The 16,406-nt window shown below is 30.6% G+C and carries 12 protein-coding genes and 1 pseudogene; 2 read left to right on the top strand and 11 right to left on the bottom strand.

Annotated elements, in window-relative coordinates:
- Positions 1–368: 368 nt before the first annotated feature.
- The 10 genes from B3R94_RS05195 to B3R94_RS05150 all read right to left on the bottom strand — a co-directional run bounded on the left by B3R94_RS05195 (position 369) and on the right by B3R94_RS05150 (position 12,069).
- Positions 369–3,476 (bottom strand): efflux RND transporter permease subunit, encoded by a 3,108-nt coding sequence (locus tag B3R94_RS05195; RefSeq protein ID WP_291099118.1) that lies wholly within the window; start codon positions 3,474–3,476, stop codon positions 369–371.
- A gap of 3 nt (positions 3,477–3,479) precedes the next feature.
- A complete protein-coding gene (locus B3R94_RS05190; RefSeq protein ID WP_291099115.1) occupies positions 3,480–4,574 on the bottom strand; it encodes an efflux RND transporter periplasmic adaptor subunit in 1,095 nt (364 codons plus the stop codon).
- A gap of 1 nt (position 4,575) precedes the next feature.
- Positions 4,576–5,826 (bottom strand): TolC family protein, encoded by a 1,251-nt coding sequence (locus B3R94_RS05185; protein ID WP_291099112.1) that lies wholly within the window; start codon positions 5,824–5,826, stop codon positions 4,576–4,578.
- Positions 5,827–5,898: 72 nt separating this feature from the next.
- A complete protein-coding gene (locus B3R94_RS05180) occupies positions 5,899–7,236 on the bottom strand; it encodes a sensor histidine kinase (RefSeq protein WP_291099109.1) in 1,338 nt (445 codons plus the stop codon).
- 3 nt (positions 7,237–7,239) lie between these two features.
- Positions 7,240–7,917, bottom strand: coding sequence for a response regulator transcription factor (locus B3R94_RS05175; protein ID WP_291087450.1), 678 nt, complete (start codon positions 7,915–7,917; stop codon positions 7,240–7,242).
- 139 nt (positions 7,918–8,056) lie between these two features.
- Positions 8,057–8,884 (bottom strand): 5'-nucleotidase, lipoprotein e(P4) family, encoded by an 828-nt coding sequence (locus tag B3R94_RS05170; protein ID WP_125350322.1) that lies wholly within the window; start codon positions 8,882–8,884, stop codon positions 8,057–8,059.
- Positions 8,885–8,940: 56 nt separating this feature from the next.
- On the bottom strand, positions 8,941–9,492 hold the full coding sequence (locus B3R94_RS05165; RefSeq protein WP_219035068.1) for a hypothetical protein: 552 nt from the start codon (positions 9,490–9,492) through the stop codon (positions 8,941–8,943).
- Between the two features lie 58 nt (positions 9,493–9,550).
- Positions 9,551–9,757 carry a hypothetical protein gene (locus B3R94_RS05160; protein WP_125350324.1) on the bottom strand — a complete coding sequence of 69 codons (207 nt, stop codon included), beginning with the start codon at positions 9,755–9,757 and terminating at the stop codon, positions 9,551–9,553.
- Positions 9,758–9,994: 237 nt separating this feature from the next.
- On the bottom strand, positions 9,995–10,570 hold the full coding sequence (locus B3R94_RS05155; RefSeq protein ID WP_376741545.1) for an acyl-CoA thioesterase: 576 nt from the start codon (positions 10,568–10,570) through the stop codon (positions 9,995–9,997).
- Positions 10,567–12,069, bottom strand: a complete 1,503-nt coding sequence (locus B3R94_RS05150) for a GH3 family domain-containing protein (protein WP_291099107.1) — start codon at positions 12,067–12,069, stop codon at positions 10,567–10,569. The genes B3R94_RS05155 and B3R94_RS05150 overlap by 4 nt, the downstream gene beginning before the upstream one ends.
- A gap of 349 nt (positions 12,070–12,418) precedes the next feature.
- Between B3R94_RS05150 and B3R94_RS05145 the strand changes: the two genes are divergently transcribed.
- Positions 12,419–14,665, top strand: coding sequence for a tetratricopeptide repeat protein (locus B3R94_RS05145; RefSeq protein ID WP_291099104.1), 2,247 nt, complete (start codon positions 12,419–12,421; stop codon positions 14,663–14,665).
- Between the two features lie 203 nt (positions 14,666–14,868).
- Positions 14,869–15,780 (top strand): annotated as a pseudogene (locus tag B3R94_RS05140) (IS481 family transposase).
- A 21-nt stretch (positions 15,781–15,801) separates the two neighbouring features.
- Here the strand turns inward: B3R94_RS05140 and B3R94_RS05135 are convergent.
- Complete coding sequence (locus B3R94_RS05135) at positions 15,802–16,392, bottom strand: FecCD family ABC transporter permease (protein WP_291099101.1); 591 nt, start codon at positions 16,390–16,392, stop codon at positions 15,802–15,804.
- Positions 16,393–16,406 lie beyond the last annotated feature (14 nt).

Raw genomic sequence — 16,406 nt, 5'->3', positions numbered from 1 at the left:
TAATAAACTATATTTTTAAACATTCCGTTTTTTAGGGAAGATTACACTTTAATATCTTCTGATTTACAAGATATAATTAATGATAGAATAATTGTCAAAATTAATAATCTTTTCATGTACGTGATGTTGGATAAAATTGCATGTAACATTGTTTTTTACGAAATCAAGTTTTATGAAGTTTCGTATCATTATACTCAAATATAATTATTTTAGTGAATAGATTTACAGTCTTGATTTTTTTGTTTCCACTATTACACAACTCTTGCACACTTTGTATCATGAATAAATAAAAACATTTAACAAAAAAGAGGTTTTTACCATTTGGTAAAAACCCCTTTTCAATAATAATAAATAAAAAGAACAATAAATTATTTCAGTAATTTCTGTTGATATTCTTTTCTATATGCATAATAAAATACAACTGGAAGAATTGTAAAGGATAAAATTAAACAAATAATTAATCCGCCTACAATCATAATGGCTAATGGTTTCTGAATTTCAGAGCCCATTCCGGTAGAAAGTGCTGCCGGTAATAATCCCATCGATCCCATAAGCGCAATCATCACAACAGGGCGTATTCTGCTTTTAACACCATTGACTATTGCTTCTTTTAATTCCATTTTATGTTTTAGATTATCTCGAATAACACCAATTAGAACAATTCCATCAATCGTTGCTACTCCAAAAAGAATAATAAAACCTATTCCCGCAGATATACCAAAAATGGTTCCTGTTACCCAAAGCGAAATAAATCCTCCAATAAAAGCAAAAGGCAGTGTTAATGCAGCTATCGCTGTGTCTTTTACATTTCCGAAATTAGTATACAATAATAATAAAATCAAAACTAACGAAATCGGAACAACCATTGCTAATTGTTTTGCCGCTCGTTCTTTACTTTCGAATTCACCAGCCCATTCCATATAGTTTTCTTTCGGTAATTTAACTTCTTTAGCCACTACTTTCTTCGCTTCATCGATTGTACTTCCTAGATCACGACCTTCTATACTGAATCCTACACCGATATAACGACTATTTCCTTCTCGATAAATAAAAGCAGGTCCTGTTTGATAACCAATTGTAGCTATTTCCTGCAAAGGAACATTGTTCCCGTTACTTGTCGGAATCAAAATATTTCCAATTTTCTCAGGAGTATCTCTATAAGCTTCTTGAAAACGAAGAATAACATCAAACTGTCGATCATTTTCATAAAACTTAGTAGCTGCTTGTCCACCAATTGTCATTTCAATTACTGCCTGAACATCCGCTGTACTAATACCATATTTCGCCATTTTTGAATCACTCAATTCTATTCTAAGTTCAGGTAATCCAATATTTTTGTAAACATTGATATCCGTTATTCCATTTACTTTTTCGATAGATGAAGCTACCTTATTTGCATATTTTTCTAAATCATACAAATCATCACCAAAAATCTTAATAACTAATGAACTTTTTACACCTGCTACATATTCTTCAACATTATCTTGAATGGGTTGCGAAAATCCAAATACAATTCCAGGATAATGATTCAGTTTATCTCGCATCTCTTGAATAATCTCTTCTTTTGAAACCTTGCGCTTCCAATCTTTTTTATCTTTTAATTGAACATTAAACTCAATATTGAAGAATCCTGTTGGATCTGTTCCATCATTTGGTCGACCTGTTTGTGTTAAAATAAAATCAATTTCATCACAATCTTTCTGCATCAACTCTTTCATCTCTTTTGTTAATCGAGTTGACTCTTGTAAATTGACACTATTTGGTAAAGTTGCACGAATGTAGATTGCTCCTTCATTCAATTTCGGAAGAAATTCTGATCCATAATGCGAGAACTTAAATAAACAAAGAGCTAAAATTCCTAAAAAGATTCCTATTGTTGCTTTTTTATAACGAAATGCGGTTTCATATAATCCGAAAATAGTTTTCTGAAAAAATCGAGTAATAAAGTTCTCTTTCTCTTCCATATTTTTCTTAAAAAGCAACTTACACATTGCAGGAACATAAGTTAAACTTAATATTAAAGATCCTAATAATGCATATCCTAATGTAAATGCTAAAGGAGAGAACATTTTACCTTCCACTTTTTGAAATGAAAATATCGGTAATAAAGCAACAATAAGAATAAGTAAAGCAAAGAAAATATAAGAAGCTACACTTCCTGCACTTTTCTTTATAACGCCCATTTTACTCATTTTCGCGTAACGTTCTGCTCCTACTTTATGTTGCATTGTAGCTAAAGCAACAAAAACTGTTTCTACAATTACCAAAGTTCCTTCTAACAACAATCCAAAATCCAGTGACCCCATTGAAATTAAATTCGCTGGTAAACCTTGAATTTTCAACATAATAATTGCGAACAAAAAAGAAAGCGGAATAACCGAAGCTACAATAAATGTTGATTTCCAATTATATAAAAAAACAAAAACAATTAATGAAACCAATAAAATACCTTCAATAATATTTTTAGAAACCGTATGTACTGTATTATCCACCAATTTGGTACGATCTACAACTGTTTCAATTTTTACATTATCTGGTAAAGTTCTTGTATTTAATTCTTCAATCTTTGCTTTCAGATTTCCAATGACTTCTGATGGATTTTCTCCTCGTAGCATAATAACGATACCTTGAACCATATCATCATTTTCATTATAACCAACTTGTCCCAATCTAGGTTTATTTGAAACAACAACATCTGCTACATTTTTAATCAGAATTGGCGTAGAACCATTCAGTTTTACCGTGATATTTCCGATATCTTCAATCTTATCTAACAAACCAACACCACGAACCACATAAGCTTGATCTCCTTGCTGAATGACATCTCCACCTACATTTATATTTGATTTAGAAACTGCTTCGTAAACATCTAAAGGCGATAAATTATAATTTTTTAATTCGGTTGGATTGATTTTAATTTCATATGTTTTTTCTTCTCCACCAAAACTTACAACATCTGCAACTCCTGATACAGAAAGTAATTCACGTTCAATTACCCAATCCTGAATTGCTGTAACTTCCTTTATTGGTAAATCACTTTTTATTACATAACGAAAAATTTCTCCTGTAGCACCAGAAGGTGGTTCAATATCTGCATCGGCTCCTTCTGGTAAATCAACTCCACTTAATTTATTAGACACATATTGTTGTGCATAAAAATCATCTACACCATCTTCAAACTGAACAGTAACAACAGATAATCCGAAAAGAGAAATAGAACGAATATTTGATTTATGCGGAATACTATTCATTACTTTTGAAACTGGTAAAGTCACCAATTTTTCCATTTCCTCAGCACTTCTTCCTGGCCATTGTGTTATGATACGAGCTCTAGTATTCGTTACATCTGGAAATGCTTCTATTGGTGTATGTTTTAAAGAAAATATACCTGCAAAGAGTAATGCAAATACAGCAAATAAAACAAAGGTTGTATTTCGTAACGAAAAAGTTACGACTGATTGTACTAACTTTTTCATTTATTATTTATTTAATTCCTCAAATATCATTAGGGCGTTTCGAGAAATAACTTTCTCATTTGGTGCAAACTTTTCGCTAACAAATGTGTATTCCTCATTCTGACCAATCGTCGTAATTTTTCGGATTTCCATTGTACAATCATTTTTATATACCACCACATATTCCTTGTTGTTCTCAAAAACTTTGGCTTTGTTTGGTATCGCAAATGCATTTCCTACAATATTTTGTTTATCGATAATAATATCTGCACTCAAACCTGGCATCAAGTTCAAATCTTGATTTTCTAACACAACACGCGCTTTCAAAACGTGTTCATTTTCATCAAACACATTGTATATTTTATCAATTTTTCCAACATAAATTCGATCAGGATACGCCATAGATTTCACTTTTACAGCATCTCCTTTTTTTACATATTGCAGATTATTGGCGTAAATATTTACCATTACCCAAACTTGTTTCAAATTAGAAATAGAAAATAAATTATCTTCTGAATCTGAAATAATAGATTGACCAACGCTCATGTTTTTCTGAACGATATAACCATTTTTAGGTGATAAAATCTGGAATTGACCATTGCCAACCGCACGATACATTCTCAAGGTTGCATTGATTTTATCAATTTCAATTTGCGTTGATTGTAATTCGTGTTCTGCCTCTGTAACTTCGGGTTGAGAAGCCATTCCATCATTCAACAATTCTTTTTTCGACTTGATTTGTTTTCGAATCAAATCCATTTGATTTTGATGATAACGCTTTTGCTGTACCAAATCCAACACTTCGTTCGATTTTACAACTGCCAAAACTTGACCTTGACGCACATAATCACCTAATTCAAAATTCACTTTATCTACCACTCCTTGCAGCAAACTTTTAAAACCAACCAAGTCATTTTCGTTGTATTCAATTTTTCCTGACAAGGTTAATTGTTCGTGAATCGGCTGCTCTAAAACAGCTACAATTTCAGTTGACTTTTTCAATTGTTCGTTCAAACAAAATTTGTCTTCTTTTACCGCTTCTTTCGGGGCTTCTTGCTTGTTACAACTACTTAAAACCAAAGTAAAAGCAGCTAAAAAATAAAAACTTTTTTTCATCATTTTATAAATCTTGTCCAACGATATAATTTAGTTCTTCGAATGTGTTTTGATAATTTTCCAATAAATCCAAATAAGCTTTTTGAGATTCGCGATAAGCCTGCGTAAAATCAATAAATTCTAGTAAAGTGATTTGTTTATTTTGGAGATGTTTTTTATAATTGTCAATCATAGTTAATTGCTCTTGATTGTTCAATTTTTTCCATTGAATAAGTGCTTTATCCAATTGACTAATTTGATTTTGAAGTCGATCAATCGAAATATCTAATTCAGAATTCAAGGCATTTTTGGTGATTTTTTGTTGATTCAGTACAATTTCAGAAGCTTTGATGTTTCCTTTATTCGTATTAAAAATTGGTAAATCAATGCTTACTCCAACACCAACAAAATCGCGCATAATATTTCCACCTCGATCATAAATTACTTGAAAAGCCAAATCTGGTGTACGTTGTGCTTTTTCTAAAATCAATTGTTTTTCAGCTAAATTGATTTCATTTTCTTGTTTTTTTAACGCTATATTTTGCTCTTTTGCTAATTGTTTAGCATTGAATGGGATTGATTTGGAATGAGAATTGAATCTTGAAAAATCGATTTCATTTACATTTAAATCTGAGTTTTGCGTTAACAATCGAAGTTTATTAATGTATTCAATTTCTTGATTTTCTAGCTCAATTTGATCTTTTTGTAAACCGATTAATTCTGTTTGAAGTCTGTAAAAATCTGCTTTCGGAACATTTTTTAAATCAGCTTGTCGCTGATATTGTGTCATCATCTGTTCAAATAAATCAACGCTATTTTGTAATTCTTTCTTTTCAGATTGAATACGCGCCAACGAAAAATATGTTTGTCTCAATTCTTTTTTCAGCTCACGCAACAATTCCTCATACTCAAAAAGTGCTGAATTCTTCTCTAATTCTTTAATTGCAACACGCTTTTTTCGTTTACCAGCGGTTTCAATTAATTGCTCTAATTCGACAGAAATTTGTTGATTTTTCCCGTATTTACCGAATAAATAAGGCTGTTCTTCTACATTATAAGTTTTCCAAAGATTAACCTCAGAAATACTCAACGTTGGATTTTGCCATAATTTCTCCTGAATAATTTCAGCATCAATTCTGTCAACATTGAATTTATTCGCAATGAGCGCATAATTTTTTTGTAAAAACGCTGCTTCTAGATTGTCCAACGTTACGTTTTGCGCTTGTGTTTGCATCGCAAAAATAATTGGAATTGCAGTATAATAGATCTTCTTCACTTCTACTCTTTTTGAAAATTCAAAAGTAAAAGTGTAAGATTAAGGCGAGTTTTAAGTTAGATTAAAAGTAGATTAGAAAATGAGTTTAACAATCGTTCCTTTAGGTTTATTTGGAACAATTTCGATATCAATTTGATGAAGTGTAAAAATAATATTCGCCATCGAAAGTCCAATACCTTTTCCTTGAAAATCTTGCGTGTTTTTTCCTCGAAAAAAGTTTTGTTTAATTTGTTTGATATCGGTTTCTAAAATACCAATTCCCAAATCGGAAATATGAATTTGTAAACGATGATTGATTTCCAAAAACTGTACTAAAATCGGTTGATTGTTCGAATATTTTATTGCGTTACTTACTAAATTATTCAACGCAACTTCTAATAATTTTTCGTTTCCTTGAATGGTTAACAATTGATTATTTTCGACTTGTAAATCCACATTTATACGTGCTTGATGATACAAAATAGCATTTTCAATCACTTGCCAAACTACTTCATCAATTCGAATTTGACTAAATTCAAAACTCGTTTTTGCTCCCGAAAGTAACATCATTTGGTCTAACGTTTCTTGTAAATCATTGGTATATTGTTTCAGTTGCACAATCACGTTTTCGTATTCTTCGAGCGTTCTTTTTTTATGATTTGTCACCTCTAAAGTCCCTAATAATGCAGTAATTGGTGTTCGTAACTCGTGCGAAACATAATCAATAAAATTCTTTTGTACATTAAAAGTTTGCGCCATTCGATCAATAAAATGATTGTAGGTTTTGATTAAATCTTCAATCTCCGCATACGATTTATTAAGCTTTAAAGGTTCTGTAAAATTCTTCGCATCACGCTCTTTTATTTGCTCTATAATTTTTGTAATCGGTTCATAAGCAATCACTCCTAAAAAATTAGAAAATAGATAAATAAAAATCAACCCAACCAATGAAACTGAAATCAGGATTTGAAGTAACGATTGCATTTGTTCGTTAAATTCTTGTTTAGATTCGCGCGTAATTACAACAAAATCTCCTTGGTTATCGTGATAAAAAATTCCGTTATAAAAGAAATCTTTACTCGCAAAAAAATCAGTTTTATTCGAACGAATATTCTCTATAAATTGCTGCGTTATTTCTTTATTATCAGCCATATTTCCATTGTATTTTTTATTGTTTTGATCAATAATTAAAATATTTTTTCTGGAAATCGTTTTTATCAATTGGCTTTGTACATTATTGTGTTCTAAAACGGGTAATTCGTCTTTTTCTAAGTAGTAAATAGAAGCCAAAAGTGTCTTATTTTGCAAAGATTTAAACTCTTTTTTCTCCATTTCGGTATAAAAAGAAAAATAAATAATTGTAGAAACAATCAGAATAATAATACTGAAAATAACGACTGAATAAAGCGCTAATCGGTGTTTTAATTTCATAATTTAGGCTTTAAACATATAACCAACGCCTTTTACAGTATGAATGTATTTTGTTCCATTTTTCTCGATTTTATTACGCAAATACGAAATATAAACATCCACAACATTGGTATGATTGTCGAATGTTATTCCCCAAACAGCGTTTAAAATTTGGATACGAGTAACGGTTTTATCGATGTTTTCAATCAAATAATTCAACAACTTAAATTCACGAGGAGAAAGCTCTGTTTCTTCTTGATTGACAAAAACTTTATATTGATCCAAATCGATTTCTAAGGCATCAAAAATCAATTTATTTTCAGGAACTTCTTGCGAACGAAACTGATTACGACGCGTTAAAGCCTTGATGCGAGATAATAATTCGTCGAAATGAAATGGTTTTGTAATGTAATCATCTGCACCATAATCCAAAGCCGAAACTTTATCTTGAACCGTATTTAATGCACTTAGCATCAAAATTGGAGTGAATATTTTTTTGTAACGAAGTGTCTGTACAAGCTGAATTCCATCCATTTTTGGTAACATAATGTCACAAATAATCAAATCAAACTGAATCGTAAGAAATTCATCTAAAACAGTTTCCGCATCTTTACAAAGCGTAACCAAATGCCCATTTTCTTCTAATCCTTTGATTAAAAAATCGCTAATTCGCTTATCGTCTTCGATTACTAAAATTTGCATACACTTTCCATTTTTCCAAAATTAATGAAATTGAGTAAGATGAGATCAATGTAAAAAATTTTCTAATTGGATTTTAATTTTTACAATTTTAGAAAAAAAAACTGTCCGATTAAGACAGTTTTCATTGTGTATTTATTCTTTATTTCACAGGAGTTTCTCTCGCAGCTTCGTATATAATCGAATCTCTTTGCTCTTGCGTCAAGTCATATTTGTAATCAAATATTGCAGATTCCCAATCTCCATATCCAACATTCGGCAATACAATAAATCGTTTTCCAAATTCAGATTTTAAAGTTTCTACAGCTGCCGCTCTTTCTTTTTCAGATTTATGATTATCAAATAAAGAAGAAAAATCTGTTAAACTATCTCCTAACAATAAAACAATGTCATAATCTTTCGAAATATTTTGACGACGTGCTTCTTTGCTACTTTCTTTACTTCTCAAAATCAAATTCTGAGCACTTTGAATTGGATAATTGTATTTTTCTAAATTTGCCAAAGTTCCAGGACGCTCTACTTCGTATCGATTTGTAACGTAAAAAATCTGAACACCTTTACTCGCTGCATACTGAAAAAACTCTTGAGAACCAGCCAAAGGAGTTGCAATTCCTTTCGACGTCCAATTTGCCCAAGTTTCTTGCGACCACGTTTTTCCTTGACGCGCCATTTCTACTGCATAGTACGAATTATCCAAAAAAGTTTCGTCAATATCCGTTACAATCGCTAAAGGTTTTGCGCCTTTTGTCGCAATTGCTTCATCCAATCTCATTTTAGCAACATTATAAGCTTGCTGGCTTAAGGCTTGATATTCAGCAGCACGTTGTTGAAAAAATGCAGCATAAATTTTACCATCAACTTGCAAACTTTTTTGCTGAACTGGTTGTTGTTCAGTAACTATTTTTGGTGTTTGACAAGCTGTTAATCCAAAAAGCATCAAGCTTCCAAGCATCAATTGTATATGTTTCATATCTCTAAATTCTTAAATGCAAAATTAAGCCTTACAATTCAAATCAAAAAATCAGATTACTGAATGTATTTAATCGATTCGAAAGTTGTTTGATGAAAATAGTTTTTGAACTGATGATGTTCTCCATTAATTTCTATATCAATTTCCAGATAATCGTTTTGATTAAAATGAATTAAATCTGTTTCGAAAAAATAAATATTTCGGATAACGTGAGAATCAGGTAAAATGGTATTTTTCAATAAAATATCATTTGTCCCCATTGCCAATTCTCCATAAAATGTAACATCAGCTTTGATTTTTTTTTGAGAAAAATTTGAATAAAAATCAGCTTCAACGATATTTATACGAACTGTTTTTTCGGTATTATTTTGAATAGAAATTAAGAATTCTAATGTATTTTTTTTCTTTGTTACCGAATCTATTTTTACTTGAAATTCTGAAATTTGTTGATTAGAATCATCAATCAAATCATCATTTTTTTCAATTTTTAAAAACGATATTTTTGGTTCTTCTTCTTTCGGAAGTGGTTTTTCAATTGGAACTGTTTTTAATTTTTTGTAAATAACAAACAGCACTAACAATACAAGTAAAATGAATAAATATTTCATTTTACAAATTTAGAAATTAAATCGTTTTTCTGATTTCGAAAAAATGATTTGTTTCGTTTTAGACAATTTTTTTTCTGAAACGAAAAGCACAAAAAGCTAAAACAAATACACTTCCTGCTACAGCAAAACTAATAGGATTTGAAGATTTAGAGCTATTTTCAGTAAAATTTGTTTGTATTAATTGACTATTTAAACCAGAAGATTGAGCAAATGAAATAGTTGTACTTGCAATGAATAGTAATAAAAATTTGAAGAGAGTTTTCATAATAATGAATTAAATAAAAAGTTTGGTTTTGATATTAAGAATCGATAAAACAAATACAATGCCTAATTTTCTTAAAATTAAATAATTTGCAATTTAGTAATGCCACTCAAATTCAATAATCAATTTTTTGGAGCATAACAATTAGGAGATAAAATATAAACTATTTATCAAAACCCTATAAACAAAATAACTCAATTCATTTTCAGAATTGAGTTATTTATTAATGATGTAAAAACTTTAATCTAGTTCTATTTTCACGAAATGATTGTCCAATAAATGATCAATTAAATCTTGCGATTTATAATCAATCGGATCTTTTATTTGTTCTTTTGCTTTTGTATGTTCTTCAATTCGATGCAAAGCTTTGTAAAAGCGTCGAACTTCATTCAAATTCTTCAAAATTAATTTTGGAGCTTCTGCTTTTTCACCATTTTCTTCTTTGCATATCATCGTAAAATAAGACGAATTACAATGTTTAATTTCACTTGTTTGGATATTTTGACTTTCTACTCGAATTCCTACGACGATTGACGTTCTTCCGACATAGTTAACCGATGCTTTTAGCGTTAATAATTCTCCTACTTCTACTGGCGTTAAGAAATCTACTCTATCCACAGACGCCGTAACACAGTATTTTCCAGAATATTTGGAAGCACATGCGAATGCAATTTGATCGAGTAGAGAAAGAATGAATCCACCGTGTATTTTTCCACTAAAATTGGAATGTGACGGAAGCATTAATTGCGAAAAAGTTACCAATGAACTTTTTACCGTTTTGTAAATCATTTTATCTATTGTTGTGTGTGTGTTCAATTTGTAGTAATTAAGTTTAGACTGTAAAATTCATCTGCAATTTCGCGATTATTAGACAAACGAGGAACTTTATTTTGTCCACCTAATTTCCCTATCGATTTCATATAATGCTGAAAACCTTCTGTTTTAACTTCAGAAACGACAAGCGGACGCAAGATATTTCCCGTAATCAAATCATCGTAATACGTATTTTGGCGACGCATTTGTGTATCTAATTCTTGATTAAAAATAGTTATATCTTGTGGTTTTTGATCAAATTCTATTAACCATTCGTGATATGGCAAACCTTCTGCTGGATTAACTTGAGGCGCAACTGTAAACTCATTTACACTCGCTGGATATTTTTCTAAAGTTTTTTGCAACGCCTGTTCCACTTCGTGACCAATTACATGCTCACCAAAAGCAGATGTATAATGTTTAATTCGACCAGAAACAACAATTCTATAAGGTTTTATCGAAGTAAAACGAACTGTGTCACCAATATTATATCCCCACAAACCTGCGTTTGTATTGAGAATTAGAACATAATCTTTTCCTACTTCAACATCTTTCAATGAAATTCGGGTTGGATTTTCATCAAAAAACTCTTCAACTGGAACAAATTCATAAAAAATTCCATTATTCAATAAAAGTAATAAATCATCATTTTTTTGAGAATCTTGATACGCAATAAACCCTTCTGAAGCTGGATATGTCTGAATACAATCTATTTTTCGACCAATTAGTTGATTCACTTTATCGCGATAAGGTTCATAATTTACACCTCCTGTTACCATTAGTTGTAAATTCTTAAAAATCGACTGAACGTTTTCTTTTTCAGAAACTTTAATCAATCGTTCAAAATACATAATCAACCAAGGCGGAATCCCAGAAATCAGCGTCATATCAGCTTTCACCGTTTCATCCACTACCCTATCCACTTTTGTTTCCCAATCTTCAATCACATTTGTTTCATAAGATGGTAAACGATTTTTTTGCAAATAATTTGGAACAAAATGTGCGCTAATTCCAGAAAGTCGACCTACTTTCAATCCATTTTTCTCTTCAAGAATTGGACTTCCTTGTAAGAAAATCATTTTTCCGTCAACAAAATTAGAATTCTTTGTTTCATTAATATAAAACAATAAAGCATTTCGAGCAGAATTTATATGAGATGGAACAGATTCTTTTGTAAGCGGAATATATTTGGCTCCAGAAGTAGTTCCAGAAGTTTTAGCTAAATAAAGAGGTTTTCCAGGCCATAGAATATTAAGTTTCCCTTCAATTACCTCATCAAAATAATGTTTCAACCCTTCGTAATCGTTGATTGGAACTTGCGATTTGAAATCTTCATAATTTTTGATTGATTCAAAATGATGATCAACTCCAAACTTTGTATTTTTTGCAGCAATAATCAATTCATTTAGAATTTTGTCTTGTGTTTCTAGCGGATTATTTATCCACTTTTGTTCTTTGTTGACAATGTATTTTGCAAAAATTTTCGCTAAAAAAGCTTTCATGCTGTTCCTTTAAAACATTATTATTGGTCGAATTTAAACGAATATTCTAAATAATTTAACAACAATTGCAATGATTTTTCTTAGTCAAATCACTAATTACATTAAAGCTAAAACGTTAGCTATCATTTTATAATCATCCCGTAAAAAGTCGCTTCTCTATTATTTCTATTCCACATAAAATTATCTTATTTTTTCGAAGGATACAAGATTTTTTCTAATCGAACGTTTTATTGTAGATTTGTTTTTATTCGCTATCATGAAAAAGATTGTACTGAGTATCTTCGCCGCAAGTTTTTTAATCGGCTGTTCTACGCAAAAAAATAGTTTCAAAAACCGACAATATCACAAGATGACATCGTGGTTTAATGGAGTATTCAATGCTGAGGATGAGTTAGAAAAAAAGAACACAGAACTACAAACAAATTATGTAGAAAATTACTCGAAGATTTTACCTGTTGGAATAGAATATTTTTCTGTTTCGGACTCTGCTAATTTAGGTGAATTTAATACGCCCAATTTTGGTATTGGAAGTGGAAATCGAAATAATCAAGATAAAGTAGAAAAACCTCTTGGATTTGCTGCTGTAGAGGCAAAAGCTTCAAAAGCTATCGAAAAACATTCGATGTTAATTAAAGGAAAAGAAAATAATCCTTTGATGGGTCGCGCTTATTTATTGATTGGAAAATCATTATTTTATCAAAAAAAATACTTTGAAGCGCTTGATGCTTTAAACTATGTTGTCAAAAATTTCAAAGATTCTAAATACGCGCAAGAAGCGCATGTTTACAAAACTGTTGCCGAAATAAAAGGTGGAAATTACTTTGATGGAATCGAAACTTTACAAAAACTTTACGAAAACGATCCGTATAAAAGTAAAGAATTAAAAACAATGATTGCGCGTACCTATGCTCAATTTTTAATTGATCAAAAAAAGTACGAAGAAGCACTTGATCCATTGCAAAAAGCCGAATATTTTTCTACAAATAAAGATGAACGAGTTCGAATATTTTATACGTTAGGACAAGTTTTTTCTAAATTAGGAAAACAACAAGAAGCTGGTGAAGCTTTCACGCAAGTTTATAAAATGAAGCCTGGATTTGATATGGAAATCAAATCGCAATTAGCGATTGCTGCTAATTTTGATCCAAAAATTAATAATTATGGAAATTACAAGCAAAACTTGTTGGACATCTCGAATAAAGGAATTTATGCATCGAAGAAAAACGAGTTATATTACGGAATTTCTGAAATGGCTTTTCGAGCTGACAAAATGGATGATGCTGTAGAATATGCAAAATTGAGTTTGAAGGAACCAATGTCTGATCCTTATATTCGTGGGCGCGCTTTCGAAAATTATGGTGATATAAAGTTCAAGCAAAACGATTATGTTTACGCATCGGCTTATTATGATTCGGCACAAACGAGTTATAATTTGCCAGAAGATCAAACGCGTATTCAGAAACGAAATGATGTTTTGAAAAAATTGATGGAAAAACATTATTTAGTTCAGAAAAATGATTCGATTCTAAAACTTGCTGCACTTCCAAAAGAAGATCAATCAAAATTCTTCACAGATTATATTGAAAAATTAAAGAAAAAAGAAGAAAAGCAAGCTATAGAAGAGCAAAAAGAAATGGAAACTTTTCAGTTAGAGAATAAAACAGCAAGTTTTACGACGAGTTTCAATAATGCTGATAAAGGAAAATTCTATTTCTATAATCAAAATTTAAAATCGACTGGACAGCAAGAATTCCAACGTATTTGGGGAGGAATTTCGTTGAAAGATAATTGGAGAAATTCGAATGCGATAAGTACTGTAATTGAGGACAAACAGAATGAATTGACAGGGCAAATTGCTGCTGGCGATCCAAGACGTTTTGAACTTGATTATTATTTAGATCAAATTCCAACTTCTCAGAAAGTATTGAATGAGTTGAAAGTTGTGAGAGATACAACGCAATTGTCTTTAGGTACAGGATATTTTGATATTTTCAATAATGCTGAATTAGCTGGAAAAGAATTGAAAGCCTTGGTTGCTTCGCCTCCAAAATCTGATGATGTGTTATTAAAAGCGACTTATCAATTGTATCGTATTTATAAAAATCGTGATCAAAAATTAGAAGATGAATACAAAAATGTGATTCTAACAAAGTATCCAAATACGATTTATGCAGGTTATATTCTTAATCCAGAAGTTGAATACATCACTGCTGAAACAAAAGAAGCTTTAGAAGCCTACAAAGTTGCATACACGTTGTATCAAGATAAAAAATATGATGACGTAAAGAAAAAAGTACAAGAAGTAATTGTAAAATTTCCTACTGAAATTATCATTGCTAAATTTGCTTTATTAAATGCTTATGTAATCAAACAAACTGGAAAAGATAGCGATTTTGAGCAAGCTTTAGAAATTGTAATTACGGCTTATGACGGAACTGAAGAAGCTAAGCAAGCAAAACGTTTGTTGGATAAATTGCGTAATCCTAAGAAAAATGTAGAGGAACCTGAAGCTACATCTCCTAAAGCTCCAAAACAATTGGAAAGAAATGAAAATTTTAATAATGAAGAAAATACAAAACGTAGAACAGTAAAATAATATAAAAAAAAGAGTTAATCTAAGATTAACTCTTTTTTTTATATTATTACTTGATTTTTCTAATAATCATCTAAATCATTTTTCTTAAAAAACGGGATTCTTAGTAGATTGAGAATTCCAAATTTGTTCTCGGTATTCTTGTGTGTGGGTACGTCATATCCTCGTAGACTAAATTAGTAAAAAACTAATATAGCCTTATGATTATGAAAAAGACAAAAGAAATAGCAGCTTATTTAACTTATATTAAAAAATTACAAGTTCTAAAATATGCTAAAGAATATGGAAATAACACTATAGCTTATAAATTTTATGGTGTTAAAAAGAGTACATTTTACAAATGGAAAAAAGCATATGAAGAACATGGAGAAGAAGGTTTACTCAGAAAGAAACCAACTCCTCGCACTTTTCCTAACCAAATTAAGCAAGAGATTGTAAATAAAGTATTAGAACTTCGAAAAGAACATAAATTAGGGACTTGGCGAATTAAATGGTATCTAGAACGTTATCATGATATTTTGATATCGGAATCAAGTGTTTATCGTATTCTAAAGAGTAATAATGTCGCTAGATTAGACAGAAAGGTGACTAGAAGAGCCATGCATAGTATCAGGTATGAAAAAGAAACACCTGGTCATCAGGTACAAATTGATGTTAAATTTCTAATATTCCATGACGTAAATAGAACTAAAATCAAGAGATTTCAATACACAGCGATTGATGATTCTACACGAATTAGAGCGCTTAAAATCTATGAAAAACATAATCAATTAAGTTCAATTGATTTCATAAATTATGTGGTAGAAAAATTCCCTTTTATAATTAATACAATTCAAACAGATAATGGACACGAATTTCAATCAAAGTTTCATTGGCATGTTCAAGATTTAAATATGAGACACCGATTTATAAAAGTAGGAACACCTCAGTTAAATTCAAAAGTTGAATGATTTCATTTGACTGATAAAAAAGAGTTTTATCAACTTTTAAGCTACACAGATGATGTGGATTTAAATCAGAAACTGGAAGAATGGGAAAACTTTTATAATTTCAATAGGCCTCATGGTTCATTTAAAGGAAAAACACCTTATGAAATACTAAAATCTAAACTAAAATAATTATATTTAAAGTCTACGAGGTTATGAAGTACGACAATGTAAATTTCCCATCGTCCATTGCGCAATCATTTGCAATTTGTATGGATCGCTGATGTATTGTAAAAGTGTCAAAACAGCTGTAAAAACTCCAGAAATTATCATTCCTGATAAAACCATATTGATTAACGAACTTTTGACGTTTGTTTTAGAAATTAAATACGTTAATAAAACAGCGCAAATTCCAAATACAAATGCTGAAATATTGATAGATAATACAGGAACAACCATTGCTAAAGCTGCGCCAACAGCAGAACCAGATGATATACCTAATGTAAATGGATCTACAATTGGGTTTCTGAAAATTGCCTGTAAAACATTTCCAGAAGATGCCAAAGCTGCACCAACAATAAACGTTAATACAATACGAGGTAAACGAACTTGCCACAAAATAGTTTCGATACTTGATTGAGGTAAATTAGTTGTTCCCGAAATTAACTTGCTCATTGCAGATGAACTGTAACGAATCAATTCCGAAATACCTACAAAATTCGTTGCACCCATTGTCATAGAAAGAATGACAACCGTTAATGGTAAAATCAAAAGTAGACCGTAAGATTTCAATTTAGATTGCATTTTTCTTGTATAAA

Source organism: Empedobacter sp. UBA7611 (assembly GCF_002484365.1).
Taxonomy (GTDB): Bacteria; Bacteroidota; Bacteroidia; order Flavobacteriales; family Weeksellaceae; genus Empedobacter; species Empedobacter falsenii_B.
Note: the sequence above shows the minus strand (reverse complement) of the source record. Positions and strands in the feature narration are given on the sequence as shown.